This window comes from Cupriavidus sp. KK10, from assembly GCF_018223725.1.
Taxonomy (GTDB): domain Bacteria; phylum Pseudomonadota; class Gammaproteobacteria; order Burkholderiales; family Burkholderiaceae; genus Cupriavidus; species Cupriavidus necator.
In genome coordinates, this window is sequence record NZ_CP073677.1 from 5,535,857 (window position 1) to 5,562,854 (window position 26,998).

At 67.8% G+C, this 26,998-nt stretch carries 24 protein-coding genes and 3 pseudogenes; 20 read left to right on the forward strand and 7 right to left on the reverse strand.

The annotated features are described in order from the left end of the window. Positions 1 to 296 precede the first annotated feature (296 nt). The 3 genes from KB879_RS25770 (at position 297) to KB879_RS25780 (ending at position 2,931) form a co-directional block, all read left to right on the forward strand. Positions 297 to 758, forward strand: a complete 462-nt coding sequence (locus KB879_RS25770) for a tripartite tricarboxylate transporter TctB family protein (RefSeq protein ID WP_013957563.1) — start codon at positions 297 to 299, stop codon at positions 756 to 758. Positions 759 to 771: 13 nt separating this feature from the next. Beyond that, positions 772 to 2,274 (forward strand): tripartite tricarboxylate transporter permease, encoded by a 1,503-nt coding sequence (locus KB879_RS25775; protein ID WP_013957564.1) that lies wholly within the window; start codon positions 772 to 774, stop codon positions 2,272 to 2,274. A gap of 183 nt (positions 2,275 to 2,457) precedes the next feature. Further along, positions 2,458 to 2,931 (forward strand): aminoacyl-tRNA deacylase, encoded by a 474-nt coding sequence (locus KB879_RS25780; protein WP_013957565.1) that lies wholly within the window; start codon positions 2,458 to 2,460, stop codon positions 2,929 to 2,931. A 202-nt stretch (positions 2,932 to 3,133) separates the two neighbouring features. On the opposite strand, the gene katG is transcribed toward KB879_RS25780, so the two are convergent. Both katG and KB879_RS25790 read right to left on the reverse strand, forming a co-directional pair. After that, on the reverse strand, positions 3,134 to 5,398 hold the full coding sequence (gene katG, locus KB879_RS25785) for a catalase/peroxidase HPI (protein ID WP_211980042.1): 2,265 nt from the start codon (positions 5,396 to 5,398) through the stop codon (positions 3,134 to 3,136). Positions 5,399 to 5,708: 310 nt separating this feature from the next. Then, positions 5,709 to 6,593 carry a LysR substrate-binding domain-containing protein gene (locus KB879_RS25790; protein ID WP_013957567.1) on the reverse strand — a complete coding sequence of 295 codons (885 nt, stop codon included), beginning with the start codon at positions 6,591 to 6,593 and terminating at the stop codon, positions 5,709 to 5,711. Between the two features lie 163 nt (positions 6,594 to 6,756). On the opposite strand from KB879_RS25790, the gene KB879_RS25795 reads away from it, so the two are divergent. The 4 genes and pseudogenes from KB879_RS25795 to KB879_RS25810 form a co-directional block, all read left to right on the forward strand. Continuing rightward, positions 6,757 to 7,734, forward strand: coding sequence for a tripartite tricarboxylate transporter substrate binding protein (locus KB879_RS25795; protein WP_013957568.1), 978 nt, complete (start codon positions 6,757 to 6,759; stop codon positions 7,732 to 7,734). Positions 7,735 to 7,772: 38 nt separating this feature from the next. Then, a complete protein-coding gene (gene ggt / locus KB879_RS25800; RefSeq protein WP_013957569.1) occupies positions 7,773 to 9,398 on the forward strand; it encodes a gamma-glutamyltransferase in 1,626 nt (541 codons plus the stop codon). A 174-nt stretch (positions 9,399 to 9,572) separates the two neighbouring features. Then, positions 9,573 to 10,286, forward strand: a pseudogene (locus KB879_RS25805) (PhzF family phenazine biosynthesis protein); the annotation flags it as partial. Then, positions 10,258 to 10,629: pseudogene (locus tag KB879_RS25810) on the forward strand (pyridoxamine 5'-phosphate oxidase family protein); the annotation flags it as partial. The pseudogenes KB879_RS25805 and KB879_RS25810, both read left to right, overlap by 29 nt. On the opposite strand, the pseudogene KB879_RS25815 reads toward KB879_RS25810, so the two are convergent. After that, positions 10,626 to 12,057 (reverse strand): annotated as a pseudogene (locus KB879_RS25815) (CoA transferase). The pseudogenes KB879_RS25810 and KB879_RS25815 sit on opposite strands and share 4 nt — an antisense overlap. A 254-nt stretch (positions 12,058 to 12,311) precedes the next feature. Between KB879_RS25815 and KB879_RS25820 the strand changes: the two are divergent. From KB879_RS25820 to KB879_RS25850, 7 genes are all read left to right on the forward strand, one after another. Beyond that, the gene (locus KB879_RS25820) at positions 12,312 to 14,069 is read left to right on the forward strand and encodes a glutamine--tRNA ligase/YqeY domain fusion protein (protein WP_013957573.1); all 1,758 of its coding nucleotides are present in this window, start codon (positions 12,312 to 12,314) and stop codon (positions 14,067 to 14,069) included. After that, a complete protein-coding gene (locus KB879_RS25825) occupies positions 14,069 to 14,311 on the forward strand; it encodes an RNA-binding S4 domain-containing protein (protein WP_010813694.1) in 243 nt (80 codons plus the stop codon). The genes KB879_RS25820 and KB879_RS25825 overlap by 1 nt, the downstream gene beginning before the upstream one ends. Positions 14,312 to 14,376: 65 nt before the next feature. Continuing rightward, entirely contained in the window at positions 14,377 to 14,760 is a 384-nt protein-coding gene (locus KB879_RS25830; RefSeq protein WP_010813695.1) for an MAPEG family protein, read from the forward strand. Positions 14,761 to 14,774: 14 nt separating this feature from the next. After that, positions 14,775 to 15,362 carry a YceI family protein gene (locus tag KB879_RS25835; protein ID WP_153953681.1) on the forward strand — a complete coding sequence of 196 codons (588 nt, stop codon included), beginning with the start codon at positions 14,775 to 14,777 and terminating at the stop codon, positions 15,360 to 15,362. 108 nt (positions 15,363 to 15,470) lie between these two features. Continuing rightward, entirely contained in the window at positions 15,471 to 15,779 is a 309-nt protein-coding gene (locus KB879_RS25840; protein ID WP_013957575.1) for a hypothetical protein, read from the forward strand. A gap of 111 nt (positions 15,780 to 15,890) precedes the next feature. After that, positions 15,891 to 16,439: a YaeQ family protein gene (locus tag KB879_RS25845; protein WP_013957576.1), complete on the forward strand. Its 549-nt coding sequence runs from the start codon at positions 15,891 to 15,893 to the stop codon at positions 16,437 to 16,439. A gap of 59 nt (positions 16,440 to 16,498) precedes the next feature. Next, positions 16,499 to 16,846, forward strand: coding sequence for an FKBP-type peptidyl-prolyl cis-trans isomerase (locus KB879_RS25850; RefSeq protein ID WP_010813699.1), 348 nt, complete (start codon positions 16,499 to 16,501; stop codon positions 16,844 to 16,846). 80 nt (positions 16,847 to 16,926) lie between these two features. Here KB879_RS25850 and KB879_RS25855 read toward each other — a convergent pair whose 3' ends face one another. After that, positions 16,927 to 17,247 carry a hypothetical protein gene (locus tag KB879_RS25855; RefSeq protein WP_013957577.1) on the reverse strand — a complete coding sequence of 107 codons (321 nt, stop codon included), beginning with the start codon at positions 17,245 to 17,247 and terminating at the stop codon, positions 16,927 to 16,929. 255 nt (positions 17,248 to 17,502) lie between these two features. On the opposite strand from KB879_RS25855, the gene KB879_RS25860 reads away from it, so the two are divergent. Continuing rightward, positions 17,503 to 18,258, forward strand: a complete 756-nt coding sequence (locus KB879_RS25860) for a gamma-glutamylcyclotransferase (RefSeq protein WP_249221190.1) — start codon at positions 17,503 to 17,505, stop codon at positions 18,256 to 18,258. 17 nt (positions 18,259 to 18,275) lie between these two features. Further along, on the forward strand, positions 18,276 to 19,076 hold the full coding sequence (locus tag KB879_RS25865; RefSeq protein WP_013957579.1) for an ankyrin repeat domain-containing protein: 801 nt from the start codon (positions 18,276 to 18,278) through the stop codon (positions 19,074 to 19,076). 69 nt (positions 19,077 to 19,145) lie between these two features. Here KB879_RS25865 and KB879_RS25870 read toward each other — a convergent pair whose 3' ends face one another. After that, the gene (locus tag KB879_RS25870; protein ID WP_153953683.1) at positions 19,146 to 20,861 is read right to left on the reverse strand and encodes a long-chain fatty acid--CoA ligase; all 1,716 of its coding nucleotides are present in this window, start codon (positions 20,859 to 20,861) and stop codon (positions 19,146 to 19,148) included. 235 nt (positions 20,862 to 21,096) lie between these two features. On the opposite strand from KB879_RS25870, the gene trxA reads away from it, so the two are divergent. Both trxA and KB879_RS25880 read left to right on the forward strand, forming a co-directional pair. After that, positions 21,097 to 21,942: a thioredoxin gene (gene trxA, locus KB879_RS25875; protein ID WP_013957581.1), complete on the forward strand. Its 846-nt coding sequence runs from the start codon at positions 21,097 to 21,099 to the stop codon at positions 21,940 to 21,942. Positions 21,943 to 22,011: 69 nt separating this feature from the next. Next, complete coding sequence (locus KB879_RS25880; RefSeq protein ID WP_013957582.1) at positions 22,012 to 22,389, forward strand: cupin domain-containing protein; 378 nt, start codon at positions 22,012 to 22,014, stop codon at positions 22,387 to 22,389. A 6-nt stretch (positions 22,390 to 22,395) separates the two neighbouring features. On the opposite strand, the gene KB879_RS25885 is transcribed toward KB879_RS25880, so the two are convergent. Continuing rightward, positions 22,396 to 22,836 carry a bacteriohemerythrin gene (locus tag KB879_RS25885; RefSeq protein ID WP_211980044.1) on the reverse strand — a complete coding sequence of 147 codons (441 nt, stop codon included), beginning with the start codon at positions 22,834 to 22,836 and terminating at the stop codon, positions 22,396 to 22,398. Positions 22,837 to 22,959: 123 nt separating this feature from the next. Here KB879_RS25885 and KB879_RS25890 point away from each other — a divergent pair, with 123 nt between their 5' ends. Continuing rightward, entirely contained in the window at positions 22,960 to 23,538 is a 579-nt protein-coding gene (locus KB879_RS25890; protein WP_211980045.1) for an ATP-binding protein, read from the forward strand. A gap of 16 nt (positions 23,539 to 23,554) precedes the next feature. On the opposite strand, the gene tcdA is transcribed toward KB879_RS25890, so the two are convergent. Next, positions 23,555 to 24,424 (reverse strand): tRNA cyclic N6-threonylcarbamoyladenosine(37) synthase TcdA, encoded by an 870-nt coding sequence (tcdA, locus tag KB879_RS25895; RefSeq protein ID WP_211980047.1) that lies wholly within the window; start codon positions 24,422 to 24,424, stop codon positions 23,555 to 23,557. Between the two features lie 211 nt (positions 24,425 to 24,635). On the opposite strand from tcdA, the gene KB879_RS25900 reads away from it, so the two are divergent. Beyond that, positions 24,636 to 26,996 (forward strand): AsmA family protein, encoded by a 2,361-nt coding sequence (locus KB879_RS25900; RefSeq protein ID WP_211980048.1) that lies wholly within the window; start codon positions 24,636 to 24,638, stop codon positions 26,994 to 26,996. The last annotated feature ends 2 nt before the right edge of the window (positions 26,997 to 26,998 follow it).

Sequence of the window (26,998 nt, forward strand, 5' to 3'; positions counted from 1 at the left end):
CCAGTCTTCGGCCGTGCGGCGGAAGAACGCCCCGGATGATAGCGCAGCGGCCCCGCCACAGCCGGGCGCTTTGGCCGCCAGGCCGCCTCCAGCCTGGCTCGGCAGTGCTTTTAAGCGCTAATTCACTAGGGGATACCCTCAGCATGACCCTGTTTGCAGACATCTGAAAGGTAGCTGAAAGGTCGTCCCCTTAACTTCCACCCTGCCCGCGGGAGGGCCCCGCCCACGGCCTGCATTCATGCAGTGCAGCAAGGGACCCGCCACAGATTTCATGTGTCTTATCGAGGAGATTCACTTTGCGCATACGTAGCCAAAAGGACTTCGCCTCCGGCCTGCTGTTTATTCTGGTCGGATTCGGCTTTTCCTGGGTCGCACGCGGCTATTCCATGGGAACCGCCGCAAAAATGGGACCGGGATACTTCCCGTTCTGGCTTGGCATTGTGCTCGCCCTGCTGGGCGCGCTGGTGCTGTGGGGTTCGCTGTCTTCCAAGATGGAAGAAGACAACCTCGCCCGCTGGGACATCAAGACGCTGCTGTGGATCCTCGGTTCGGTGGTGCTGTTCGGCCTGCTGCTCAAGCCGCTGGGCATGGTGCTGTCGGTGCTGGTGCTGGTGCTGGTGTCGTCGATGGCCAGCCACGAGTTCAGCTGGAAGGGCGCCATCCTCAACTCGATCATCCTGGTGCTGATCAGCCTGGGCGCGTTCGTGTACGGCATCAACCTGCAGATGCCGGTGTGGCCGGCTTTCCTGGCAAGCTAAGGAGGCCGCCAACATGGAACTACTCGCCAACCTGGGTCTGGGCTTTTCCACCGCCCTGACCTTCCAGAACCTCGCGTACGCCTTCCTGGGCTGCGTGCTGGGTACCCTGATCGGCGTGCTGCCGGGCCTGGGGCCGCTGGCCACCATCGCCATGCTGCTGCCGGTGACCTACACGCTGCCGCCGGTGGCCGCGCTGATCATGCTGGCCGGTATCTACTACGGCGCCCAGTACGGCGGCTCGACCACCGCCATCCTGGTGAACCTGCCTGGTGAATCGTCCTCGGTGGTGACAACCATCGATGGTTACCAGATGGCAAGACGAGGGCGAGCGGGGGTGGCGCTAGCGACAGCGGGCCTAGGCTCGTTCTTCGCCGGCTGCGTGGCCACCCTGATCCTCGCCGCCTTTGCCGCGCCGCTGTCGGAACTGGCCTTCAAGTTCGGCCCCGCCGAATACTTCTCGCTGATGGTGCTGGGCCTGATCGGCGCCGTGGTGCTGGCTTCGGGTTCGCTGGTCAAGGCCATCGCCATGATCGTGCTGGGCCTGCTGCTGGGCCTGGTCGGTACCGACGTGAACTCGGGCGCCGCGCGCTTCTCGTTCGACGTGCCTGAACTGACCGACGGCCTGAACTTCGTCTCGGTGGCAATGGGTGTGTTCGGCTTCGCGGAAATCATCGCGAACCTGGAGCAGAAGGAACATCGCGAAACCTTCACCGACCACATCACCAACCTGTTCCCGACCAAGGAAGACTTCAAGCGCATGATCCCGGCCGTGCTGCGCGGCACGATACTGGGTTCGGCACTGGGTATCCTGCCCGGCGGCGGTGCGGCGCTCGCTTCGTTTGCAGCCTACTCGCTGGAAAAGAAGACCTCGAAGTACTCGCATGAATTCGGCAAGGGTGCGATCGAAGGCGTGGCGGGTCCGGAATCGGCCAACAACGCCGCGGCACAGACTTCGTTCATCCCGCTGCTGACGCTGGGCATTCCGCCCAATGCCGTGATGGCGCTGATGGTCGGTGCGATGACCATCCACAACATCCAGCCCGGTCCGCAGGTGATGACCAGCAACCCGGCGCTGTTCTGGGGCCTGATCGCTTCGATGTGGATCGGCAACTTCATGCTGATCGTGCTGAACCTGCCGCTGATCGGCATCTGGGTAAAGCTGCTGAAGGTGCCTTACCGCTACCTGTACCCGGCCATCCTGACGTTCTGCTGCATCGGCGTGTACTCGGTCCAGAACACCACCTTCGACGTGTTCCAGACCGCGGCCTTCGGCGTGATCGGCTACCTGTTCATCAAGCTCAAGTGCGAACCCGCGCCGCTGCTGCTCGGCTTCGTGCTGGGGCCGATGATGGAAGAGAACTTCCGCCGTTCGCTGCTGCTGTCGCGCGGTGACTTCAGCGTGTTCGTGACCCGTCCGCTGTCGCTTGGTCTGCTGATCGCGGCTGCGGTGCTGGTGCTGGTCGTGGCAATGCCGTCGATCAAGTCCAAGCGCGAGGAAGCGTTCCAGGAAGAATAAGCAGGGAATATCGTCGGCCCCAGGGCTGGCGGCACAACACACTAAGGGCACCGCAAGGTGCCCTTTTTTTGTGCTTGCCGACTACGTTATGGCTGGTTCCGCCCCACCGCCACCCGCCCCCCGACAACCTATATTGATAGGACTCGGACAACGGTCGCGCTGCGCGCGTCGGAGGTTGAAATCATGACCATGTCTACCACGCTGGCGAGATGCCTGAGCAAGAAGCAGAGCCAGTTCGACACCGTTCGGCACCCCTACAGCCTCAGCAGCATGGCCACTGCGCAGGCCGCACACATTCCCGGAGACCGATTGGCCAAGACCGTCCTGCTGGAAGACGGCAGCGGCTACGTCGCAGTCGTGATTCCTTCGACTCACCACCTGAAACTGTCGGAGATCTGCGAGCAGACCGGCCGCAAGCTGTCGCTGGCGCATGAGGATGGCGTGCGCGAAGTGTTCCGCGACTGCGACCACGGCGCGATCCCGCCGGTTGGCATGGCGTACGGCACGCAGACCTGGCTCGACGACAGCCTGCTGACGCACCCCGACGTCTACTTCGAGGCGGGCGACCACCAGGAACTGGTGCACATGAGCACCGGGCAGTTCCTCGACCTGATGGCCGACGCGCGGCGCGGGCATTTTGCGCACAGGATGATGTAGACCGGGCATGCCTTGGCAGGCCACGCGGCCGGCGCTTGCCGGCCGCTTTTCTTTGCGTTGGCAATCGCTTCGCCAAGCCGCTCACGCGCGGATGGCAAAAAGCTGCCGCCGCCGGCCACGCTGACCGGCGAAGAATCTTCGCTCACCTCGCGGACCCGGCCCCGTCAGGGCAATGACAGCCCTGACGGGACCCGGCGACCGCTCAAGCGACGTCGAACCGGTCGAGGTTCATCACCTTGACCCAAGCGGCGACGAAGTCCCGGACAAACTTCTCCTGCGCGTCCTCGCTTGCGTAGACCTCGCAAAGCGCCCGCAACTGGGCATGCGAACCGAACACCAGATCGACCCGGGTACCGGTCCACTTCTTCGCACCGGTCTTGCGGTCAAGCCCCTCGAACACGTCGCGGGCTTCCGACAGCGGCTTCCATTCCGTGCGCATGTCGAGCAGGTTGCGGAAGAAGTCGTTGGTCAGCGTTTCCGGCCGGTCGGTGAAGACGCCATGCGCATCCTGCCCGGTATGGACGTTCAGCACGCGCAGCCCGCCGATCAGCACCGTCATCTCGGGCGCGGTCAGGGTCAGCAATTGCGCCTTGTCGATCAGCAGCGCCTCCGCCGGGATGCTGTACTTCTGCTTGAGGAAGTTGCGGAAGCCGTCTGCCTTCGGCTCGAGCGCACCGACCGATTGCACGTCGGTCTGTTCCTGCGAGGCGTCCATGCGGCCCGGCGTGAATGGTACGGTCACGCGATGGCCGGCCTTCTGCGCCGCCTGCTCGATCCCGGCACCGCCGGCCAGCACGATCAGGTCGGCGAGCGAAATTTTCTTGCCGCCGGACTGCGCACCATTGAACTCAGCCTGGATCCCTTCGAGCACCTTCAGCACCTTGGCCAGCTTCTCGGGTTCGTTGGCTGCCCAGTCCTTCTGCGGCGCCAGGCGGATGCGCGCCCCATTGGCGCCACCACGCTTGTCCGAACCGCGGAAGCTGGAGGCCGAGGCCCAGGCGGTCTGCACCAGTTGCGAGACCGGCAGCCCCGACGCCAAGATCTTCTGCTTGAGCGCGGCGATGTCCTGCTCGTTGACCAGCGGATGGTCGACCGCCGGGATGGGATCCTGCCAGATCAGCTCTTCGGCCGGCACTTCCGGGCCGAGGTAGCGGGCGCGTGGGCCCATGTCGCGGTGGGTCAGCTTGAACCAGGCGCGGGCAAAGGCATCGGCGAGCTGGTCAGGATTCTCCAGGAAGCGCCGCGAGATCTTCTCGTAAACCGGGTCCAGACGCAGCGAAAGATCCGTGGTCAGCATCGTTGGCCGCAGCTTCTTCGACGGATCGTAAGCGTGCGGAATGGTTTCCCCGCCATCCTTGGCCACCCACTGGTTGGCACCGGCGGGACTCTTGGTCAGCTCCCATTCGTGGCCGAACAGATTCTCCAGATAGCTGTTGCCCCACTTTGTCGGCGTATTGCTCCAGGTCACCTCCAGCCCACTGGTGATGGTGTCGACGCCCTTGCCGGTGCCAAAGGTGCTTGACCATCCCAGGCCCTGGTTTTCAAGGTCGGCGCCCTCGGGCTCGGCCCCGATGTTGTCCCCGGCGGGACCGGCACCGTGCGTCTTGCCGAAGGCATGCCCGCCGGCAATCAGCGCGACGGTCTCCTCGTCGTCCATGGCCATGCGCGCAAAGGTTTCGCGGATATCGTGCGCCGCGGCGAGCGGGTCAGGGTTGCCTTCCGGGCCTTCCGGGTTCACATAGATCAGGCCCATCTGCACGGCGGCCAGCGGGTTCTCCAGGTTGCGTTCCTGGTCGGTGCGGCTGGCCTCGGCGCCATGCATTTCCTCGTCGGCGACGATCACGCCCTCGTCGTCGTACTTGCCGGCGGCACCCTTGCCGTAGCGAAAGTCACCGCCCAGCCAGGTCTTTTCATTGCCCCAGTACACATCCAGGTCCGGCTCCCAGGTGTCTTCGCGGCCACCGCCGAAGCCGAAGGTCTTGAAGCCCATGGTCTCGAGCGCGACGTTGCCGCTCAAGATCATCAGGTCGGCCCAGGAGATCTTCTGGCCGTACTTCTGCTTGATCGGCCATAGCAGGCGGCGCGCCTTGTCCAGGCTAACGTTGTCCGGCCAGCTGTTGATCGGCGCGAAACGCTGCTGGCCGCGCCCACCGCCGCCACGGCCATCGCCAATGCGGTACGTGCCGGCACTATGCCAGGCCATGCGGATGAGCAGCGGGCCGTAGTGGCCGAAGTCCGCCGGCCACCAGTCCTGCGATTCAGTCATCAGCGCCGCCAGGTCCTTCTTCACCGCCGCCAGGTCGAGGCTCTTGAAGGCTTGCGCATAGTTGAAGTCCGCCCCCAGCGGGTTGGACTTGCTGGAATGCTGGCTGAGCAGGTCCAGGCGCAGTTGCTTTGGCCACCAGTCGCGATTGGTCGTACCGCCGCCAGCGGTATGGGTGACGGGACACTTTGCTTCGTTTGACATGCGTTCTCTCCTTGTGGGACGTACTGAACACACCTGCAGCGATGGCGCGGGGGGTCGTTGTTGCATCAGCGATCCCGCTCCGGCGGATCTTGCGGATCCACGCCGGGAATCTCCTTCAAAAGCATGCCGGCTGATGACTGCCGGCGCGCTGGGCATGCTCCGACGCGGTAGCGTCGGGCGCCGCCCCATGGCAATGCGGCCGCGGCAGCGGCAGTCCGCAACCCAAATATATGCACAGCTGAGCGCCAGGAGAATGCGTTTCTGACTATCCTCCCGATAGATCCCGGTTATGGCGTGGACGCAACCCGCACTAGGCGCCGAACAGCTCGCTGCAGGCCGCCCGTACCGCCGCGGTCACCTGCCCGCGCCCGTGGTCGCGCCGTTCCAGCATGCCGATGTGACGCATCACCGGCTCGCCGTTGACCAGCAGCGGCAGGATGCGCAGCGCCTCGTCGTCGCGCCAGCGCGCGCGGCGCAGCAGCGGCACCACGGTCACGCCGACTTCCTGCCGCACCAGCTCCACCAGCGCCTCGATCGCGTTCAGTTCAAGGAACTCGTTGACCTTCAGGTGCGCGCGGCGCAGCGCGCGCTCGACCAGCACGCCGGTGCGCTGGCTGCGGTCGAAGCGCAGGTAGGGATTGGTGGCAAGCGCCTCGCGCGCATCGCGGCCCGGGCTGCCGCGTGCCGCGATCGCCACCAGCGGCTCCTGGTACAGCGGCGTCCAGCGCAGCGTGCCGGGCACGCGCGCGGCGCCCTCGACCAGGATGGCGGCATCCAGCTCGCCGGCCTCGACCTGCGCCGCCAGCTCGATCGACTTGGCGCCGACCAGGCGCACGTCGAGCGCAGGATAAGTGCGCTTCATATGCGCTACCGCATGTGACAGCCCGCCCATCACCGACACCACCGCACCCACCGCCACCGCGCCCGCCATGGCCTGGTCCGAGGCCAGCGGCAACCGCATCTCGTCATACAGCGCCAGCATGCGCCGCGCCTGCGGCAGCAGCGCGCGGCCGTCGGCATTGAGCACGGCCACGCGGCCGTTGCGGTCGAACAGCTCGCGGCGCAGCTCGGTCTCCAGTGCGCGCATCTGCAGGCTGACGGCGGCCTGGGTCAGTGCCACCTGGCCGGCGGCGGCGGCAAAGGAGCCGTGCTCGGCCACGGCAACGAAGGTACGGAGAAAGCGGACAGTGCTCATCGGTGCACACAAGAGAAGAGTCAGGCATATGCCGGCAAGGCGCGATTCTTAAGATTTCCTTGTGACATTGGAAAGAAATATTAGCTTTCTTTGTGACCGGCAGCACGGAATAATGAAGACCGGCTCATGAATCGGGGCCAATCGCCTGACACCGGAGACAAGTATGAAATCCTGGCTGCGCCGCTTCGGCATCGGCCTTGGCTGCGGGCTTTGCCTGGCCGCCACGCCCGCACTGGCCGACACCTATCCCAGCAAGCCGATCCGCCTGATCGTGCCCTTCCCGGCCAGCGGCGCGACCGACCTGCTGGCACGCGCCATCGCGCAGAAGGTGGGCACCAGCATGGGCCAGCAGATCGTGGTCGACAACCGCCCCGGCGCCGGCGGCGCGATCGGCTCGGACATGGCCGCCAAGGCTGCGCCCGATGGCTATACGCTGCTGATCGCCACCACCAGCACGCATTCGATCGGGCCGTATATCAACACCCGCCTGCCGTACAACACCGAGACCGACTTCACCCCGGTCAGCCAGGTGGCGATCGCCACCAACCTGCTGGTGGTGCCGAACAGCCTGCCGGCGAAGAACGTGCGCGAGCTGATCGACTACGCCAAGAAGCATCCCGGCGAACTGAACTACGCCTCCAGCGGCAACGGCACCGTGGTGCATCTGACCGCTGAGGCCTTCAAGGCGCAGGCGGGCGTGTTCATCACCCACATTCCCTACCGCGGCACCGCGCTGGCCGTGCCGGACCTGATCTCGGGCAAGGTGCAGGTGCTATTCGACAGCATCGTGTCGGGCCTGCCGCATGTGAAGGACGGCAAGCTCAAGGCACTGGCGGTGACCAGCGCCAAGCGCTCGCCGCTGGCGCCGGAAATCCCCACGGCGAGTGAGTCGGGCCTGCCCGGCTTCGAGTCCGATACCTGGTTCGGCATCTATGGCCCCAAGGGCCTGCCGGCGGATATCGTCAACCGCCTGAATGCAGAATTCAACAAGGCCATCCAGTCGCCCGAGGTCAAGGAACGCCTGGGCAAGCTGGGCGCCGAGCCGGTCGGCGGCACGCCGGCGCAGTTCGCCGCGATGGTGAAGAAGGACAGCGCGCGCTGGGGCAAGCTGATCAAGGATCGCAAGATCACGGCAGAATAAGGGCCGCTGAGCGCCCAAGCACAAGGACACAGACAAGCATGCAGAACTTCAACTGGACCAACCCCTACCCCTCCGTGCGCATCCCGCTGTTTGCGCGCAACGTGGTCTCCACCTCGCACCCGCTGGCCGCGCAGGCCGGCCTGCGCATGCTGCTCAAGGGCGGCAATGCGGTCGATGCCGCCATCGCCGCGGCCGCCGCAATCACCATCGTCGAGCCGGTGTCGTGCGGCCTGGGCAGCGATGCCTTTGCCATCCTGTGGGACGGCAAGGAACTGCACGGCCTGAACTCATCGGGCGTGGCCCCGGCGGCGTGGAGCCCGGAGTACTTCAAGAACAAATACGGCACCGATGCCAACGGCCTGGCCAACCGCCCGATCCGCGGCTGGGACTCGGTCACCGTGCCCGGCGTGGTCGCCGGTTGGGCCGCGCTGCATGAGCGCTTCGGCAAGCTGCCGTTCGCCGACCTGATGGAGCCGGCGATCGAGATCGCCGAGCGCGGCTATGCCGTGCCGCCGGTGGTGGCGCACAAGTGGGCCGCCGCGGTGCCTGAGCTGAAGGACCAGCCCGGCTATGCCGAGACCTTTATGCCCAATGGCCGCGCCCCCGCCGTGGGCGAGAAGTTCACCATGAAGGCTGCCGCCGAAACCCTGCGCAAGATCGGCGCGACCCGTGGCCGCGCCTACTACGAAGGCGAGATCGCCGAGCAGATTGCCGCCTTCAGCCAGCAGTGCGGCGGCGCCATGACGCTCGATGATCTGCGCAACTACCGCCCCGACTGGGTCAAGCCGATCAGCAAGTCCTACCGCGGCTACGAGCTGCACGAGATCCCGCCCAACGGCCAGGGCATTGCCGCGCTGATCGCGCTGGGCATCCTGGACCAGTTCGACATGTCGTCGATCCCGGTGGATTCGGTCGACTCGCAGCACCTGCAGATCGAGGCAATGAAGCTGGCCTTTGCCGACCTCTACCGCTACGTGGCCGACCCGCGCAGCATGGAGGTCACGCCGGAAGAAATGCTCGATGACGCGTACCTGAAGTCGCGCGCGAAGCTGATCGACATGCAGCGCGCCACGCATTTCAACTTTGGCATGCCCAAGGTCGGCGGCACCATCTACCTGACCGCCGCCGACGAGAACGGCATGATGATCTCGTTCATCCAGTCCAACTACATGGGCTTCGGCTCGGGCGTGGTGGTGCCGGGCACCGGCATCAGCCTGCAGAACCGCGGCGTGGGCTTCTCGATGGATCCGAAGTCGGCCAACGTGGTCGCGGGCGGCAAGCGTCCGTTCCACACCATCATCCCGGCCTTCCTGACCAAGGACGGCCAGCCGGTGATGAGCTTCGGCGTGATGGGCGGCGACATGCAGCCGCAGGGCCACCTGCAGACCGTGGTGCGCATGCTGGATTACAACCAGCAGCCGCAGGCCGCGTGCTGCGCGCCGCGCTGGAAAGTCAACCGCGACTTCACGCTGGATGTGGAAAGCACCATGGACCCGGCCACGGTCGAGGGCCTGAAGGCGCGCGGCCACCAGCTCAAGTCGGTGGACGATCCGTACATGGACTTTGGCTCGGGCCAGTTCATCTGGCGCCTGTCGGACGATGCCGAGCACGGCTATGTCGCGGCCAGCGACAGCCGGCGCGATGGCCAGGCGGTGGGGTTCTGAGCCGGCTGACTCAGTTGCCTGCGCCAGCGATACGCCCGGGTCCGCCCGGGCGTTTTTCATGGTGCGGCAGAATTGTCCGCAACTGGCCCGCCCGCGATCGGCCCAACTGTGCATGGTGTGTCCGCGCCCGCTCCGTACACTGGTGACCCACCAGCCTCCGGAGCCCCCCGCGCCATGACCACCTACGCTTTCCGCCTGCTCAACGTCTTTGCCGAATCCACCTTCGGTGGCAATCCGCTGTGCGTGTTCGAGGATGCGCGCGGCATGGACAATGCCACCATGCAGGCGCTGGCGCTGCAGTTCAACCTGTCGGAGACCACCTTTATCCTGCCGTCGGAGCGTGCCAGCGCGCGGGTGCGCATCTTCACGCCGGGCTATGAGATGCGCTTCGCCGGCCATCCGACGCTGGGCACCGCGCACGTGGTGCGCGAACTGACCGGCACCGGCGACGCGCTGACGCTGGAGTTCCCGGCGGGCGTGGTGCCGGTGACCGCGCAGGGCGATGTCTGGACCTTCACCGCCCCTCACAACGGCAAGCCGAAGACCGCGCCGGCCGGCCTGCCCGATGCCGACATGGCCAGCCTGCTCGGCCTGCAGGAACGCGATCTGCTGGTGTCGCCGATGTGGGTCGACACCGGCGCCGATCAGCTGCTGGTGGCAGTGCGCAGCACCGATGCCGTGCGCCGCGCCAATCCCGACAGCGCGCGCCTGCAGATCTGGCCGCAGAGCAGCCTGGGCCGCAAGACCGCCTACGTCTTTGCCTTCGACCCGGAACGGCCCGGCCGCGTGCTGTCGCGCTACTTCTTCACCAAGCAGGGCGGCGGCGTGGCCGAGGATCCGGGCACGGGCTCGGCCTGTCAACAACCGCATCGACAGCCTGCGCAATATCGTTGCCGATCCGCGCGTCGGGCTGCTGTTCGTGATCCCCGGCATCAACGAGACCATCCGCGTCAACGGCACCGCGCAGATCAGCGTCGACCCGGCGCTGGTCGCGCGTTGCGTGGTCGACGGCAAGGCCCCGACCACGGTGCTGGTGGTCACGGTGCAGGCAGTGTTCTTCCAGTGCGCCCGCGCGCTGATCCGCTCGCGCCTGTGGGCAGCGGATGCGCAGGTGGCGCGCCAGTCGCTGCCCAGCAACGGCGAGATCCTGTCCACGCTGACCGACAACGCCATCGACGGCGCCGCCTACGACCGCGACCTGCCCGAGCGGCAGCGCACCACGCTCTACTAACCGCGCGGCAGCCACTCCGGCGCGTGCGTGCCGAGCGGCTCGGACGGCAAGGTCCAGCGCGCCGGCGTTTCCGACAGATGCGCCGCATGGCGCACCACAGTCAGCATGCCGAAGCCCGACGGCACCGCCTCCAGCAGGTCGGCCACGTCGTCGATCTTCTGCTCGGGCGCCTTGGGCCCGTCCGGCACGCGCCCCAGGCCGCGCAGCCACTGCCCCACCTGCGCCAGCGACACCCGCGCTGCCGCCCTCCACCGCGCGCCGGTGCAGCGCGGCCATCGCGCCGAAGGCCAGCAGGTAGCCCGCGGCGTGGTCCAGCACCTGCGCCGGCAACGGACGCGGTGTGTCGCTGCCGGCCGCCTGCGCTTCGGCATCATTGAAGCCGGTGGCGGTCTGCACCAGCGAATCGAAGCCGCGCTTGTGCGACCACGGCCCGACGTGGCCATAGGCGCTCAGCGACACATAGACGATGCCCGGACGCGCGCGCGCCGCGGCCTCCGGCCCCACCCCCAGCTCGGCCAGGCCGCCGGGGCGATAGCCCTGCACCATCACGTCGGCACCGTGCAGCAGCTTGTGCAGCGTGCGCTTGTCGTCCGGATCGCGCAGGTCCAGCTGGCAGCTGCGCTTGCCGCGGCCGGTGTCGATCACCAGCGGCGGGATCGACGGCAGGTGCGAGGCGGTGACCAGCAGCACGTCGGCGCCATGCGCGGCCAGCGTGCGGCCCGCCACCGGGCCAGCGATGATGCGGGTGAAATCGAGCACGCGCACGCCCGACAGCGGCTGCGCGTCCGGGGATGCGGGCGCCGGCAGCGGTTGCGGCGGGGCGTCGCCGATGCGCTCCAGCGTCACTGGCGGCAGGCCGCGCAAGGCGGCCGCCTGCGGATGGCGGTCCCATTCCTCAAAGCTGCGCAATGCCGCAACGACCAGGCCCGCGTCGGACGCCGCGGTCTCGAAGGCTTCGGCGTCTCGCTTGTCCAGCGCGGCCTGCACGGCTGCCTTGTCATTGGCGCAGCCCAGCAAGCGCACCACGCCGTCGCGGTGGTGCGGGAAATTGGTATGCAGGCGCACCCAGCGGCCGTCGCCGCAGCGGTAGATGCCGGCCAGCTTGTCCCACAGTTCGGGCGCGGGGCCGCCGTCGACGCGCAGGTAGCGTTCGCTGCGGAATTCGGTGATGGCATGGCGCATGTCGACGCTGACGTCCTGCCAGCGGCCGGTGCGGCTGTGCCACAACGCGGCGGCCGCCAGCGCCGCGGCGCCAAGGCTGGCCTGGGCGGCGGTGCCCACGGCAAAGCTCGACGGCAGCACCGGCTCGGCGCCGTCCAGCTTCAGGTGCGCCAGCGCCTCGGCGGGCAGGCCGGCATCGCGCCACAGCGCGGCAACGACTTCAGAGGGCTCAAGCGGCACTGGCGCCGCATCGGGTTGGGCGTTCATGGGCATTCCTGCAGCGATGGACCAAAGCCGGCCACCGCGGGCCGGCACGCTTCCATGCTACTCCGACACATCACTTTCGTCGCAGCCAGGCGCGTCCGCGCGGGCGCAAATCCGGGAGATGGGCGGAAATCCGCGGCGGCTCGCGGCGTGCGGCGGCTCCGGCACGGTAAAATCCCGTTATTGGCATTCCGCCACGCAATCTGACGACCCGGCCCAAGCACCCAGACGCATCAGGCCGGCCAACCGGCGCCATCATGAGCCACGACAACAAGCCTACCGACAGCACCCCCGCCGCCTCCAACTTCCTGCGGAGCATCATCGACCAGGACCTCGCCGCCAGCACCTATGCCGGCCGCCAGGACAAGGCCGGCGAACCGCTGCCGACCGTGATCACCCGCTTCCCGCCGGAGCCCAACGGCTACCTGCATATCGGCCACGCCAAGAGCATTTGCCTGAACTTCGGGCTGGCGCGCGACTACGGCGGCCGTTGCCACCTGCGCTTTGACGACACCAACCCGGTCAAGGAAGACACCGAATACGTCGATTCGATCATCGACGCGGTGCACTGGCTGGGCTTTTCCTGGGACAGTGAGGGCAAGGACGGCGCCAAACAGCCGCACCTGTACTACGCCAGCGACTACTTCGACCAGCTCTACGCCTTTGCCGAGACCCTGATCGAGCGCGGCGCCGCCTATATCGACAGCCAGACCGCCGAACAGATCGCCGCCAGCCGCGGCAATTTCTCCGAGCCGGGCAAGCCCTCGCCCTACCGCGACCGCAGCGTCGAAGAGAACCTGCAGCTGTTCCGCGACATGCGCGCCGGCAAGTACGCCGACGGCGAGCACGTACTGCGCGCGAAGATCGACATGACCGCGCCCAATATCGTGATGCGCGACCCGGTGCTCTACCGCATCCGCCATGCCCATCACCACCGCACGGGCGACAAGTGGTGCATCTACCCGATGTACGACTTCACCCACTGCATCTCGGACGCGCTGGAGAACATCACGCATTCGCTGTGCACGCTGGAGTTCGAGAACAACCGCCCGCTGTACGACTGGGTGCTGGAGCACCTGCGCGACAGCGGCGTGTTCCGCGACCCGCTGCCGCACCAGTATGAGTTCGCGCGCCTGAACCTGACCTACGCCATCACCAGCAAGCGCAAGCTCAAGCAGCTGGTCGATGAACAGCGCGTGGACGGCTGGGACGATCCGCGCATGCCCACGCTGGTGGGCGTGCGCCGCCGCGGCTACACCCCGGAATCGATCCAACTGTTCTGCGACCGCGTGGGCGTGGCCAAGGCCGACAGCTGGATCGACATGAGCACCCTCGAAGGCGCGGTGCGCGACGACCTGGACGGCCGTGCCGCGCGCGGCGTGGCCGTGCTGGACCCGCTGCGCCTGGTGATCGACAACTACCCCGAAGGCCAGAGCGAAGAATGCTCGGCGCCGGTGCACCCGAAGAAGCCGGAACTGGGCCGCCGCGTGTTCCCGCTGTCGCGCGAGCTGTGGATCGAGCGCGAGGACTTCAACGAGACCCCGCCCAAGGGCTACTTCCGCCTGTTCCCGGGCAACAAGGTGCGGCTGAAGTACGGCTACGTGATCGAGTGCACCGGCGTGGACAAGGATGCCGACGGCAACGTGATCGCCGTGCACGCCAACTACCTGCCCGAAACCAAGAGCGGCACGCCGGGCGCCGACAGCGTCAAGGTGAAGGGCGTGATCCACTGGGTCAGCGCGGCGCACGCGTACCAGGCCGAAGTGCGCCTGTACGACCGCCTGTTCAACGACCCCAACCCGGATGCCGGCGGCAAGAACTTCCTGGATGCGCTCAACCCGGATTCCAAGCAGGTGATCACCGCCTACCTGGAGCCGGGCCTGCGCGAAGCGCAGCCCGAAGACCGCTTCCAGTTCGAGCGCCATGGCTACTTCGTCGCCGACCGCACCGATTCGCAGCCGGGCAAGCCGGTCTTCAACCGCACCGTCGGTCTGAAAGATAGCTGGGGCAAGTGATGGCCAAACCTGGCAAGGCAGCCGTGCAGACCATCACCTTCCCACTCGAGGGCGAGTTCATCGCGCTCAATGACCTGCTCAAGCTGGCGGGCGTGTGCGACAGCGGCGGCGCCGGCAAGGCGCTGGTCGCCGCCGGCGAAGTCTCGGTGGACGGTGCGCCCGAATCGCGCAAGACTGCCAAGATCCGCGCCGGGCAGGTGGTGGGCCTGGCGGGCATCGAGATCCGCGTGGTCGCCGCCTGACCGCGCGGGCCGGGCCGGTGGCGCCAGTGATGGCGCGCCGGCATTGCAACCGAAAGGACTGGACTATGCCGATCGCTTTCTGGTGCGTGCTGCTGGCCGGCATCCTGCCGCTGGCGACGGTGGCCATCGCCAAGGCCAGCGGGCCTGGCTATGACAACCATGACCCGCGCGGCTGGCTGGAGCAGCAGTCCGGCCGCGCGCGCCGCGCCGACATGGCGCACCGCAACCACTTCGAGGCCTTCCCCTTCTTTGCCGCCGCCGTGCTGGCCGCCAGCCACCTGCAGGCGCCGCAGGCCCGCATCGACGAGCTGGCCGTGGTCTTCATCGTGGCCCGCCTGCTCTACACCGTGTGCTACGTGACCGACCGCGCCACGCTGCGCACGCTGTGCTGGACCATCGGCTACCTGTCGGTGGTAGGGATGTTCCTGCTGCCCGTGTTTGTCCACTGAGCGCCGACTGAGCCATGGCCGCACGCGCGCTGGCACTTGCTGCCGCCCTGGGAATCACCGCTGCGCAGGCGGCGCCGCTTGAATACACCATCGATCCGGCGCACACCACCGTCTATTTTTCCGCCAGCCATTTCGAGCGCAGCTCGGTGCGCGGGCGCTTCGGCAAGATCGACGGGCGCCTCGTCTATGACGCGGACAGCGGCGCCGGTGCACTCGATGTGACCGTGGACCTGGCCTCGGTCGATACCGGCAACCGCACCCTGGATGGCGTGCTGCGCTCGGCACAATTCTTCGATACTGCCCAGCACCCGGTGGCGCGGCTGCGCGCGAACCGCTTCCTGATGGAAGGTGGCCGGCTGGCCGCGGTGGAAGGTGAGCTGACGCTGCACGGCGTCACGCAGCCGCTGCGCCTGCAGGCCGAGCGTTTCCGCTGCGGCGAGGTGACTTTCTTCGGCGTGAGCCGGCAGGTCTGCGGCGGCGACTTCCGCGCCGAGGTGCCGCGCAGTGCCTTTGGCATGACCCGCTTCCTGCCCGAGGTAGGCGACACCGTGACGCTGCAAGTGGCGGTCGAGGCATCGCCCGCGGGCGGCACCCCACAGTAACCCTATTCGTCACCTCCGGCGCAAATTTCTCTTGTAGAATCAGCGCTTTGCCCAATTCCCGCCACGCTCGTCTGCGTGTGCCTGGTGGGGGCGCGCGAGACCGAGACCATGTTCGACATCCATTCCGGCGACATCGTGGCCGCCGCACTTGCAGCTGCCGGTGCCTGCCTGGCCTGCAGCATTCCGGGCGACTTCCTGCGCCGCTTCCCGCTGTGGGCAGTGCAGACTTACGGCCGCGGCGCGCTGCTGATGCCGTTCCTGGCGATGATGGTCGGCACCTGGCTGTTCCGCCTCGGGGTGGCCGGCCAGATCGACACCACCGCCGGGCAGGCGCTGATCGTTGCCGCCGGCTTCCTGAGCACGCTGCTGCTGTCGGCGCTGCTGCGCTTCTACCTCAAGGAATACCGCAAGCGCTGAGCCGTTGGGCGAGTATGCCGGGCCCGCAGGCGGTGTCCGGCAAATGGCGTATGATGCGGCCTTTTGCGTCTCCCGCACCCCAGCCGGGGCGCCTGCCGCACACTTCACCTCATGGCGCTCAAATCCACCATCTTCAAAGCTGACCTGTCGGTCTCCGACATGGACCGGCCCTACTACGGCAGCCACAGCCTGACCATCGCCAAGCACCCGTCCGAGAATGACGCGCGCATGATGGTGCGCCTGCTGGCCTTTGCCTGCGAAGCCACCGAAACGCTGGCCTTCACGCGCGGCCTGGACGAACCCGACGAACCCGACCTGTGGGACAAGCGCCTGACCGGCGACATCGCCCACTGGGTCGAACTGGGCCAGCCCGACGAAGCGCGCCTGAAGCGCGCCGCCGCCCGGGCCGAGCGCGTGACCGTCTACACCTACAACGCCGCCAGTGCGCGCGAATGGTGGAAGGGCATGGCGGGCAAGGCCGGCAAGCTGCGCAACGTCACCGTCTACAATGTCCCGGCGGAAGCGGTCGAAGCCCTGGCCGCGCTGGCGCAGCGCGCCATGCGCCTGTCGGTGACGATCCAGGACGGCGACATCTGGGTGGCCGACGACGACCGCAATGTGCAACTGACGCTGGATGTGCTCCAGCGCGCCCAAGCCTGAACGCAGCCGCGCTGCGTTCTCCTCTCACCACGTCTGTTCCCATCGGAAGGAAATACGCCATGCAAACCACGCCCTCGGGCCTGCAATACGAAGACACCACCGTCGGCGCCGGCGCCGAAGCCACCGCCGGCAAGCACGTCACCGTGCACTACACCGGCTGGCTGTACGAGAACGGCCAGGCTGGCCGCAAGTTTGATTCGAGCAAGGACCGCAACGACCCGTTCGTGTTCCCGCTGGGTGCCGGCCATGTGATCCGCGGCTGGGACGAAGGCGTGCAGGGCATGAAGGTGGGCGGCGTGCGCCGCCTGGTGATCCCGGCCGACCTCGGCTACGGTGCCCGCGGCGCCGGCGGCGTGATCCCGCCGAACGCTACCCTGCTGTTTGAAGTGGAACTGCTGGCGGTCTAAGCCGGCAGGAAGGTTGTCGCGCCTGCACAGGCAGGGGCGACAACCGCGGCAACTACCCGTTTTGCTGGCGCGCCCGCGCCTCAGAACCCGATGGCGGCGTTGCCGACATCGACGCGGACCTTGTCCCGGTCCAGCAGCCGCGCCGCATGGCGGGCATAGTCCTGCGCCCAGGCAGGATCGCCGGAAAAGCGCGCTTCTCCGGAAAACTTGGCGACATTCAGGATCTTGTCGATCACCAGCACCTTGCCGACCGGGCTCGACGCCTGGCAGTCCAGCTCGGTGTATTCCCGGTCGAACCAGCGCCACGCGGCGTCCTCGGTGACCGCGGCCAGTTCGTCCGTGCCGATCGTGAAGTCATATTCCTTGCCACTGCCGAACACCACCGTAAGCGTACGTGCCATCGCGGGTTCCCCCTATGGATTGAGGCCACCATTGTAAGGACATGGCAGCCGCGCGGGCCAGCAATTCACGGCCGTCTGATCGCGGACAAAGGTGCGGCAGCACTCGTCCGCGGCGAGTGACAGAGGCAGCACGCTGCCGCAACCGTTGCGAACCGCCCACACCCGACCCGCTCGCTCAGACAATTCCGAGGAAAACTGGCACTTATGTCATTTCCCCCACCTTCCCGTGGCGCAGCTTTGATTTATGCTTGCACCATGGCCATCACGCGACAGGACCTCGAATCCGACCGTCTGCGCACCTCGCTGTGCAGTACTCCGGTTGCGTCCTCGCTGCTGCCGGAAGCCGTGCTGGAGCAGTCCCTGTCCGATGCGCTGGCGCGCCGCCCGGAAGATCCCGCGCTCGGCGGCGATGTCTGGCTGTTCGGCTATGGCTCGCTGATCTGGAACCCGATGGTGGTGCACACCGAGCGCCAGCGCGCCACGGTGCACGGCTACCACCGCGGCTTCTACCTCTATTCCCGCATCAACCGGGGCACCTGGGACAACCCGGGCCTGGTGCTGGGCCTGGACCGGGGCGGCTGCTGCCACGGCATGGTGTTCCGCGTCCCCAGCCATGTGGTCGAGCAGGAATTCCGCGTGCTGTGGCGCCGCGAGATGCTGACCGGGGCCTACCATCCGCGCTGGCTGCGCATCCGCACCGGTGATGCCCGCGCGCCTGAGCAGCGCGCCCTCGCCTTCGTCATGAACCGCTCGCATGAGGCCTACGCTGGCCGGCTGCCGGATATCCGCGTGGTCGAGCGCCTGCGCCATGCTGCCGGACTGTACGGCCCCGCGCGCGAATACCTGCAGCAGACCCTGCTGGGCCTGGCCACCAACGGCGTCGACGATCCCTACCTGGGCCGGCTCTGGCGCCAGTTGCAGGCCGACGATGCCGCCGATGCCGAGCGCGCTGCGCACGCCGCCCTCGACCACGCAGCGCCCCTGCCGGCCAGCCCCCACGAAACCGTCTGAGCCCAGGAGCTGCCGCCATGACGCGCCCCGCCGCCCGCACCCGCAGACAGGCACTCAACGAGTTGCTGGGCCTGATGGGATTGCTGATGGGCGGCGGCCTGCTGGCGGCCCAGGGCGGGCAGACCCTGGCCGCACGGCCCGCCGGCGGCGCGGCCAGCCAGCCCGCCGCCCGCCCGCCGCGCAGCGCGGCCATGCAGCCGCCGCTGCACCGCGACGCCATCGGCACGCTCGACCGCAACCTGATCACCGCCGCCAGCGCCGGCGACCAGGAACTGGTGGCGCGCCTGCTGGCCGCCGGCGCCTCGGCGCGCGCCGCAGATGAACGCGGGCGCAGCGCGCTGCTGGCGGCCGTGCAGAACCGACGCGCCGAGGTCGCGCGCACACTGCTGCTGGCCGGTGCCGACGTGAACCTGAAGGACGCCGAATCCAACAGCCCCTTCCTGCTGGCCGCCGCCACCGGCCAGGCCGATGTGGTGCGCCTGGCCCTGGCCAACGGCGCCGACCTGGCCAGCACCGACCGCTATGACGGCACCGCGCTGATCGTCGCCAGCCAGCACGGCCATGTCGAGGTGGTGAAGCTGCTGCTGAAGGCCGGCGTTGCCGTGGACCATGTCAACGACCTGGGCTGGACCGCGCTGCTGGAAGCGGTGATCCTGGGCGATGGCAGCACCCGCTACGAGGAAACGGTGCAGCTTCTGCTGGATGCCGGCGCTGACGCCAACCTCGCCGACCGCGAAGGCGTGACCCCCACGCGCCATGCGCGCGAGCGGGGCTACAAGACGATGGTGAAGATGCTGATGCGGGTGCGGGGGCATTGAGGGCCGGCACCGTGTAAATGAAAAAGGCTGATCGGTCGACCAGCCTTTTTCATTGGCTACCCGGCTGCCTCAGGCCGCGGGCTTCTCCGCTGCGCCGGTGTTTCGCGCATTCTCGCTTTCCTGCAGATGGCGCCACATCACCTTGCCGGTGCCCGACTTCGGCAGCGCCTCAACGAACTCCACCACGCGCGGGTACTTGTAGGCGGCCATGTTCTCCTTGGCCCATTCGATGATCTGCTCCGGCGTGGTCTTGCCTTTAGCATGGGCGCGCAGCACCACCACCGCCTTGACGGTCTCGCCGCGGTACGGGTCGCGCGTGCCGATGATGCAGGCCTCCTGCACGTCCGGATGCTTGTACAGCAGGTTCTCCACCTCGGCCGGCCACACCTTGAAGCCAGACGCATTGATCATGCGCTTGAGGCGGTCGGTGATGAAGAAGTAGCCCTCTTCGTCCATGCGGCCCAGGTCGCCGGTGCGGAAGAAGGTCTTGCCCTCGAACTCGATAAAGGCGTCGCGGGTGGCGTCTTGCTTGCCCCAGTAGCCCTTGAACACCTGCGGGCCGCTGACGATGATCTCGCCGATCTCGTTGGGCGGCAGTTCCTTGAGAGTGACCGGGTCGACCACGCGCGCATCAGTGTTGAAGGTCGGCACGCCCAGGCACTGCAGCTTGGGCCGGTCCGACGGGTTGCTGTGCGTCGGCGCCATGGTCTCGGACAGGCCGTAGCCTTCCAGGTAGTTCAGCCCGAACTGCTCGCGCAGGCGCTCGGCCACGGCCTGCGGCATGGCCGCGCCGCCGCCGCCGATATAGCGCAGGCTGGACAGGTCGAACTGGGCCAGGTTGGGACTGGCCAGGAAGTCGATCACCATGGTCGGGATATTGGTCCAGTGCGTGACCTGGTAGCGCGAGATCAGGCGACCGGCGACCTCCCGGTCCCAGCGCGGCAGCATCACCACGGTGGCGCCGCTGTAGATCGGGCCGTTCATGCCGTACTGCATGCCGGTGACGTGGAACAGCGGCAGCACCGACAGGATCACCGATTCGGCACCCGAGCCCGACCAGGTCGCGCCGCCGACGATGTTGTGCATCACCGAGCGGTGCGTGTGGATGCAACCCTTGGGGAAGCCGGTGGTGCCCGAGGTGTATGGCATCACAGCCATATCGTCCGGGCCGGCGGTGTGCGGGCCGGGCTGCAGGCCGGCGCCCAGCGCCTCGGGCCACGCGGTGGCGCCCGCGGGCAGCGGATGCGGCGTGGTCAGCCAGGCCGGCGGCGCGTCTTCCGGATGTTCGTGCGTGGGCGGCAGCGCGTCGGCATACTGGGTCACCAGCAAATGCTGCAGGCGCTCGGCCGGCGCCAGCTCCGCCTGCGCCTGCTCGACCCCGGCGGCCAGGTCGGCGGTGAAGATCGCCACGCGTGCCTGCGCGTCAGTGACGTAGTGCTTGAATTCCTCGGCGCGGTTCATCGGGTTGACCGGCACCACCACCGCGTCGGCGCGCAGGATGGCGTAGTAGCTGACGATGAACTGCGGGCAGTTCTGCATGTACAGCAGCACCCGGTCACCCTTCTTCACGCCCGCCTTCTGCTGCAGCCAGCCGGCCACCGCGGTGGCCTGCGCCTCCAGTTCACGGAAGGTGATGGCATTGCCGAAGTAGCGGATCGCGGCCTTGTCGGCATAGCGGAGCGCCGAAACTTCCAGGTTGGCCCAGAGCGAGGTCTCCGGCAGCACGATGGCGGTCGGCAGGCGCTTCGGCCAGAACTGGAAATGCGGGCGAACTGGGGTCTGCATGCAACGTCTCCTGTGCGGTCTCGCGGACCGGGTCTTTCGGTATGGTCAAGGACTATAACCGAACGATCGTTCTATTTTCAACCACAGACTTTCCCGAACCCCGCGGGCGCGGTATCGGCACAGGCCGTTGCATTCGGCGCCTTCGCCCTCACAATAGAGGTATAGATTGCTTGCCCCCCGCGGGCGGGCGGCCCAGGCTGGCCGCTCCCGCCTCTCCCCCGATCCAGGATTCCCCATGAGCGACGTCACCCTGCAGAATTTCGAAACCGAAGTGATCGAGGCCTCGCGCCAGGCGCCCGTGCTGGTCGACTTCTGGGCGCCGTGGTGCGGCCCCTGCCGCACGTTGGGCCCGATGCTGGAACGGCTGGAGGCCGAGGCCAGCGGCCAGTGGAAGTTGGTCAAGGTCAATGTCGACGAGAACCAGGACCTGGCCGCGCACTTCGGCGTGCGCAGCATCCCGCACGTGGTGGCAATTGCCGACGGCCAGGCGGTGGACCAGTTCATCGGCGTGCTGCCTGAGTCCGGTCTGCGTGAATTCCTAGGGCGGCTGATGCCCAAGCCCGCGCAGATGGCCCTGCATGACGCGCTGCAACTGGCCGCCGAGGGCGACCGGGCCGGCGCCGAGGCGAAGTTTGACGAAGCCATTGCGCTCGACCCCGAGACCGACGCCGCCCGGCTGGCCTATATCGGCTTCCTGCTGGACGGCAATGCGATTGCCGAGGCCAGGTCGCAGTTCGAGGCCCTGTCGCCGCAGGCCGCGCAGCAGGACGCCCATGCCGCGCTGCGCATGCGCATGGACGCGATGGAGGGCCTGTCCGGCCTGCCGGACGAGTCCACCCTGAGCGCGCGCATTGCCGCCGACCCGCGCGACCTGGCCGCGCGGCTGGACCTGTCCAGGCTGCTGATCGCGCGCCAGCAGTACGAGCCGGCGCTGGAGCAGTTGCTGGAAATCGTGCGCACCGACCGCACCTTCGAGGACGATATCGGCCGCAAGACCATGCTGTCGGTGTTCGAGATGCTGGCCGACCGGCCCGACGTGGTGTCGCGCTGGCGCCGCCAGCTGAGCACGGCGCTGAACTGAGCGGCCGGGCCGCGGCCCCGGCGCGGTAAACTGGCGGACTCAGTTCCGCCATATTTCCTGCCATCCGCCATGCCAGCGCCCCGCCTGATCGACTTCAAGACCGAGCCCGCCCCCAGCCACGACCGCCCGCGCCCGGACCGGCTGGTGTCAGGCAACCCCGACCGCACCACCTGGACGCACTACAGCGCGCAGCACGGCGATTTCGACTGCGGCATCTGGGCGTGCGAGCCGGGGGCGTGGCGCATCGCCTTCCCGGCCGGCAAGGAAGAGTTCTTCCATGTCATCAGCGGCCGGATCCGCATCAGCGACGATGCCGGCCAGGCCAGCGACTTCGGTCCCGGCGACGCATGCGTGATCCCGGCCGGCTTTACCGGGCTGTTCGAGGTGCTGGCGCCGGTGCGCAAGTATTTCGTGGTGATCGACCGCGACGCCGCGCACCCGGCCTGACGGTGCTCAGGCCGCGGTGACGGGGCCTTCGACCAGCGTGAAGCCGTGTTCGCGCATATGCTCCACCATCATCGCGTCCATCGACTTGACATGATGGTCGAACCAGCCCGAGAGCTCGGCCACCAGGCGGCGGCCCAGCTGGAACTCGGCATCGGTGTGCACCTTGTCGCGTACCGCGACGGCCACGGCCAGCACCTGCTGGTGCTCGCCCGCGTGGCAATGGCGCGGGCCGAAGCCCATCGCCGCCATCCACTGCTCTTCCTGGGCGAAATGATGGCGGGTATGGTCGATCCATGCGTCCATCGCCGCCAGGAAGCCGGCGTCGTCGGCGCCGGCCACCGCGGCCAGCAGCTGCACGAACTCGGCATGGGTGGCGTCGGTGACCGGTTCGCCCAGATGGAGGTGGTCCGGCAGGCCGGCGGAGGAAAGCTGGTCTTTGGCGTCCATGGGATCGACGGCAATCGTGGGGAAAAACGGCAAGGATACCGAATCGGCGCGGCCCGGGCCTGATCTGGCGCAAGCCAGGGGTATGCTGTGAGCGATGCGCCCTGTCCGCTACACCTATCCCTCATGCCACGACTGATCTTCTTCTGCGGCCATGCCGGCACCGGCAAGACCACCCTCGCCCACCGCCTGATCGGCCCGCTGATGCAGGCCACCGGCGAGCCCTTCTGCCTGCTCGACAAGGACACCCTGTACGGCCGCTACAGCGCCGCGGCCATGGCCGCGATCACCGGCGACCCCAATGACCGCGACAGCCCGGCCTACCTGGACAACCTGCGCGACCCGGAATACCAGGGCCTGCTCGACACCGCGCGCGAGAACCTGGCGCTGGGCATCAGCGTGATCGTGATCGGCCCGCTGTCGCGAGAGGTCAAAGCCCACCTGCTGCATGACCCCGACTGGCTGCACGTGCCCGCCGGCACCACGGTGCGCACGGTCTGGGTCCATCTGCCTGAAGACGAGGCCCATGCGCGCATCATCCGGCGCGGCAATCCCAACGACGCCTACAAGCTGAGCCACTGGGAGGCCTACCGCACCCGGCGCTTCATGCCGGCACCCGCGGACTATCCGGAACTGATCTTTTTCGACAACCAGGCACCCGGCGACGCCGAGATCGACGGGCTGCTGAGCGCGCTGAGCGCCTGAGCGGCCCGCGCGGCCTTCAACCGCGCGCGATCTCGCCGATCACCGCCGACGCCGCGACAAAGCCGAACACCGCCGTCACCGCCACCGACGAGCCAAAGCCCGCGCACGCCAGCCCCTGGGGGCCGCGCATGGCTGGCTGGCCCGGCTGCCCGTCCAGCGGCGGCGCCTCGTCGATCTCGCAGGCCTGCTGCTCGGGTTCGGGGTATTGCAGCGGCTCGTCCGAATAGACCGCAGCGATGCCGAACTTCTTCTTCGGGTCGCGCGTAAAGCCCCATTGCTTGCGCAGGCCGGCGCGCACCTTGGACAGCAGCGGGTCCTGGATCGTGCGCGCCAGGTCGTCGATACGCACGCGCGTGGGGTCGAGCTGGCCGCCCGCGCCGCCGCAGGTGATCACCGGCACGCCCTGGCGCCGGGCCCAGCCGAGCATCCCGGTCTTGACGCGCACCGCGTCGATGGCGTCGATCACGTAGTCATAGCCGGCGCCAAGCAGCTCGGGCACGTTGTCCGGCGTGACGAAATCATCGACCTGCGTCACCTGGCAGCGCGGGTTGATGGCCACGATGCGCTCGGCCATCGCCTCGACCTTGGCGCGCCCGTAGGCATCGCCCAGCGCATGGATCTGGCGGTTGGTGTTGGACAGCGCGATATGGTCCAGGTCGATCAGCGTGATGCGCCCGACCGCATTGCGCGCCAGCGCCTCGGCCGCCCAGCTGCCGACGCCGCCAATGCCGACCACGCACACGCTGGCCGCCTCCAGGCGGGCCAGGCCGGCGGCGCCATAGAGCCGTGCCACGCCGCCGAAGCGGCGGTGGTAGTCATCTTCGGCCGGGCTTTCGTGGGTCAGCGGCTCGGGCAGGCCGGCCAGCTCGTGTGCGGCATCGTTCATGCTGGAGGAATCGGGTCGATGGAGATCGGCAGGGTCGGCGCCCGGCTGCAGCGGGGCAAGAATCCGGCATTTTCCGGCGGCGATGTCAGCCAATCCCCGACAAAGACAGGAAGCGCGCAACTATACAATAGACGTGCAGTGGTCCGTTCGCCGCCCCGCGCTGGCGTGGGCGGCCCCGGCCCTGCCCCCGCCAGACAGGAGAGCCCGCCTCATGCCCGTGCGCCGCAAGGTTGTTCTGTGGAGTGTGCTGACACCGGTTGCGCTGATCGCGCTGCTGGTGGTCGTGATCCTGACCTTCGACTGGAACCGCCTCAAGCCCTGGCTCAACGACCGCGTCTCGGAGGCCATCGGCCGGCCCTTCGCCATCAATGGCGATCTGACCGTGACCTGGCGCCACGGCGAGGGCGAGAAAGGCTGGCGCACCCTTGTGCCGTGGCCGCGGCTGTCGGCGCGCGACATCACCATCGGCAATACCGACTGGGCCAAACAGCCGCATCTGGCAACCGTGCGCGAACTGATCTTCGTGCTGCGTCCGATACCGCTGCTAGCGCACCAGATCGCGGTGCCGACCATTGTGGTCGACAGCCCGGCGGTGTGGCTGGAACGCCTGCCGGACGCCCGCAACAACTGGACCCTTGAGTTCGGCCCCAAGAAGGGCCCGTCCGAATGGGAGCTGGATATCGGCGAGGTGGTGCTGGCGCGCGGCAACCTGGCGCTGACTGACCAGTTCAAGAAGATCGAGCTGCAGGCGGAGCTCGACACGATCGGCGACAACCCGCTCTATGACAAGGCCCGCGACGGCGCACTGGTGGCACCCGAGGCCTCCCAGGTGCCGCCCGGGCCGCCCGCCAGTGCCGGCGCGGCAGCCTCCGCACCGGTGGCTTCGGCGTCCGGCGCAGCCAGCGCACCCGGCGCATCGGGCCCGCCGGCGTCGGCCATCGCAGCCAACGGCCGCTACGGTGTGCGCTGGAAAGCCACCGGCCGCTACAACGAGGCCACCATCAACGCCAGCGGCAAGGCCGGCACGGTGCTGAGCCTGCGCAACACCGACGTGCCCTTCCCGATCCTGGCCGATGTGCGGGTTGGCACCACCCGCGCCGTGATCGAAGGCACCGTGACCAACCCCGCGCATCTGGCCGCGCTGGACGTGCATCTGACGCTGACCGGCGACAGCATGGCCAAGCTCTATGCGCTGACCGGCGTGGTGCTGCCGTCCACGCCGCCATACCAAACCCGCGGCCGCCTGATGGCGACGCTGCGCAAGCAAGGCTCGATATACGAGTACCAGAAGTTCACCGGCCGCGTCGGCGGCAGCGACCTGTCCGGCACGCTGACCTTCACCAAGCGTGACCCGCGTCCACTGCTGGCGGGCAACCTGGTGTCGAACCAGCTGCGCTTTGTCGACCTGGCCCCGCTGATTGGGGCCGATGCCAGGCCCGGCCGCCCCGCCAAGGACAGCCCGGTAGCCCAGCCCGCCGACAAGGCGCTGCCGGTGGCCCCGTTCCGAACCGAGCGCTGGGACGAGATCGATGCCGACGTGCACTTTACCGGCAAGCGCATCATCCGCGACGCCGAACTGCCGATCAGCGACCTGGTCACCCACCTGAAGCTGCAGGACGGCGTGCTGCTGCTCGACCCGCTCAACTTCGGCGTGGCCGGCGGCAACCTGGTGTCGACCATGCGCCTCGATGGCAAGCGCGAGCCGATGGGGGCCACGGTCGACATGACCGCGCGCCACATGAAGCTCAAGCAGCTGTTCCCCACCTTTGACCTGATGCGCGCCAGCATCGGCGAACTCAACGGCAGCGCCAAGCTCTCGGCCACCGGCAATTCAGTGGCGGCGCTGATGGCCTCTTCCAACGGCGAAGCCAAGCTGCTGGTCGAGAACGGCACGGTCAGCAAGTTCCTGCTTGAAGCGATGGGGCTGAACGTGGGCAGCGTGGTGATCCGCAAGCTGTTCGGCGACAGGCCGGTGCGGATCAACTGCGGCGTCAGCGACTTTGCCTTCACCGACGGCATCGCGCGCGCGCGCACCTTCGTGCTGGATACCGACGATGCGGTGATCGAGACCACCGGCGGCATCGACCTGCGCAATGAAAAGCTGGCGCTGACCATCCACCCGGACTCCAAGGGCCTGCGCGTGTTCTCGCTGCGCTCTCCGCTCTACGTGGGCGGCACCATGAAGAAGCCGTCCGTCAGCCCCGATATCGGCGTGCTGGCGCTGCGCGCCGGCGGCGCGCTGTCGCTGGCCCTGCTGGCACCGGTGGCGACGGCGGTGCTGCCGCTGGTGGACCTGTCGCCGGGCGGCGAAGACAACCTGTGCGCAACGCTGCTGGCCGACCTGCGCAAACGCCCGGTCGCGCCGCCGCCGGGCAAGACCTACAAGGATCCCAGGACCGGCAAGACCGCCGGCATGACCGCCGGCAAGCCGATCCCGAAGGAAACGCCGGGCACCGCCGCGCAGGCTGACGCCCAGACCCGCGAGCCGGCACGCGCCAGCGAGCGCGAGGTGCGCAAGCCGGCGCCAGCACCGGCGCGCCCGGACAACGACGCCCTGTACAAGGGCGGTTGAGG

Excerpts from the sequence above, each read along its gene's own strand:
- KB879_RS25850 (WP_010813699.1), top strand. The coding sequence starts at position 16,499 with ATGCAAACCACGCCCTCGGGCCTGCAATACGAAGACACCACCGTCGGC.
- KB879_RS25860 (WP_249221190.1), top strand. The coding sequence starts at position 17,503 with ATGGCCATCACGCGACAGGACCTCGAATCCGACCGTCTGCGCACCTCG.
- KB879_RS25900 (WP_211980048.1), top strand. The coding sequence starts at position 24,636 with ATGCCCGTGCGCCGCAAGGTTGTTCTGTGGAGTGTGCTGACACCGGTT.
- KB879_RS25865 (WP_013957579.1), top strand. The coding sequence starts at position 18,276 with ATGACGCGCCCCGCCGCCCGCACCCGCAGACAGGCACTCAACGAGTTG.
- KB879_RS25825 (WP_010813694.1), top strand. The coding sequence starts at position 14,069 with ATGGCCAAACCTGGCAAGGCAGCCGTGCAGACCATCACCTTCCCACTC.
- KB879_RS25885 (WP_211980044.1), bottom strand. The coding sequence starts at position 22,836 with ATGGACGCCAAAGACCAGCTTTCCTCCGCCGGCCTGCCGGACCACCTC.
- KB879_RS25795 (WP_013957568.1), top strand. The coding sequence starts at position 6,757 with ATGAAATCCTGGCTGCGCCGCTTCGGCATCGGCCTTGGCTGCGGGCTT.
- KB879_RS25780 (WP_013957565.1), top strand. The coding sequence starts at position 2,458 with ATGACCATGTCTACCACGCTGGCGAGATGCCTGAGCAAGAAGCAGAGC.
- KB879_RS25830 (WP_010813695.1), top strand. The coding sequence starts at position 14,377 with ATGCCGATCGCTTTCTGGTGCGTGCTGCTGGCCGGCATCCTGCCGCTG.
- KB879_RS25855 (WP_013957577.1), bottom strand. The coding sequence starts at position 17,247 with ATGGCACGTACGCTTACGGTGGTGTTCGGCAGTGGCAAGGAATATGAC.
- KB879_RS25870 (WP_153953683.1), bottom strand. The coding sequence starts at position 20,861 with ATGCAGACCCCAGTTCGCCCGCATTTCCAGTTCTGGCCGAAGCGCCTG.
- katG (WP_211980042.1), bottom strand. The coding sequence starts at position 5,398 with ATGTCAAACGAAGCAAAGTGTCCCGTCACCCATACCGCTGGCGGCGGT.
- ggt (WP_013957569.1), top strand. The coding sequence starts at position 7,773 with ATGCAGAACTTCAACTGGACCAACCCCTACCCCTCCGTGCGCATCCCG.
- KB879_RS25845 (WP_013957576.1), top strand. The coding sequence starts at position 15,891 with ATGGCGCTCAAATCCACCATCTTCAAAGCTGACCTGTCGGTCTCCGAC.
- trxA (WP_013957581.1), top strand. The coding sequence starts at position 21,097 with ATGAGCGACGTCACCCTGCAGAATTTCGAAACCGAAGTGATCGAGGCC.
- KB879_RS25775 (WP_013957564.1), top strand. The coding sequence starts at position 772 with ATGGAACTACTCGCCAACCTGGGTCTGGGCTTTTCCACCGCCCTGACC.
- KB879_RS25840 (WP_013957575.1), top strand. The coding sequence starts at position 15,471 with ATGTTCGACATCCATTCCGGCGACATCGTGGCCGCCGCACTTGCAGCT.
- KB879_RS25820 (WP_013957573.1), top strand. The coding sequence starts at position 12,312 with ATGAGCCACGACAACAAGCCTACCGACAGCACCCCCGCCGCCTCCAAC.
- KB879_RS25790 (WP_013957567.1), bottom strand. The coding sequence starts at position 6,593 with ATGAGCACTGTCCGCTTTCTCCGTACCTTCGTTGCCGTGGCCGAGCAC.
- tcdA (WP_211980047.1), bottom strand. The coding sequence starts at position 24,424 with ATGAACGATGCCGCACACGAGCTGGCCGGCCTGCCCGAGCCGCTGACC.
- KB879_RS25835 (WP_153953681.1), top strand. The coding sequence starts at position 14,775 with ATGGCCGCACGCGCGCTGGCACTTGCTGCCGCCCTGGGAATCACCGCT.
- KB879_RS25890 (WP_211980045.1), top strand. The coding sequence starts at position 22,960 with ATGCCACGACTGATCTTCTTCTGCGGCCATGCCGGCACCGGCAAGACC.
- KB879_RS25880 (WP_013957582.1), top strand. The coding sequence starts at position 22,012 with ATGCCAGCGCCCCGCCTGATCGACTTCAAGACCGAGCCCGCCCCCAGC.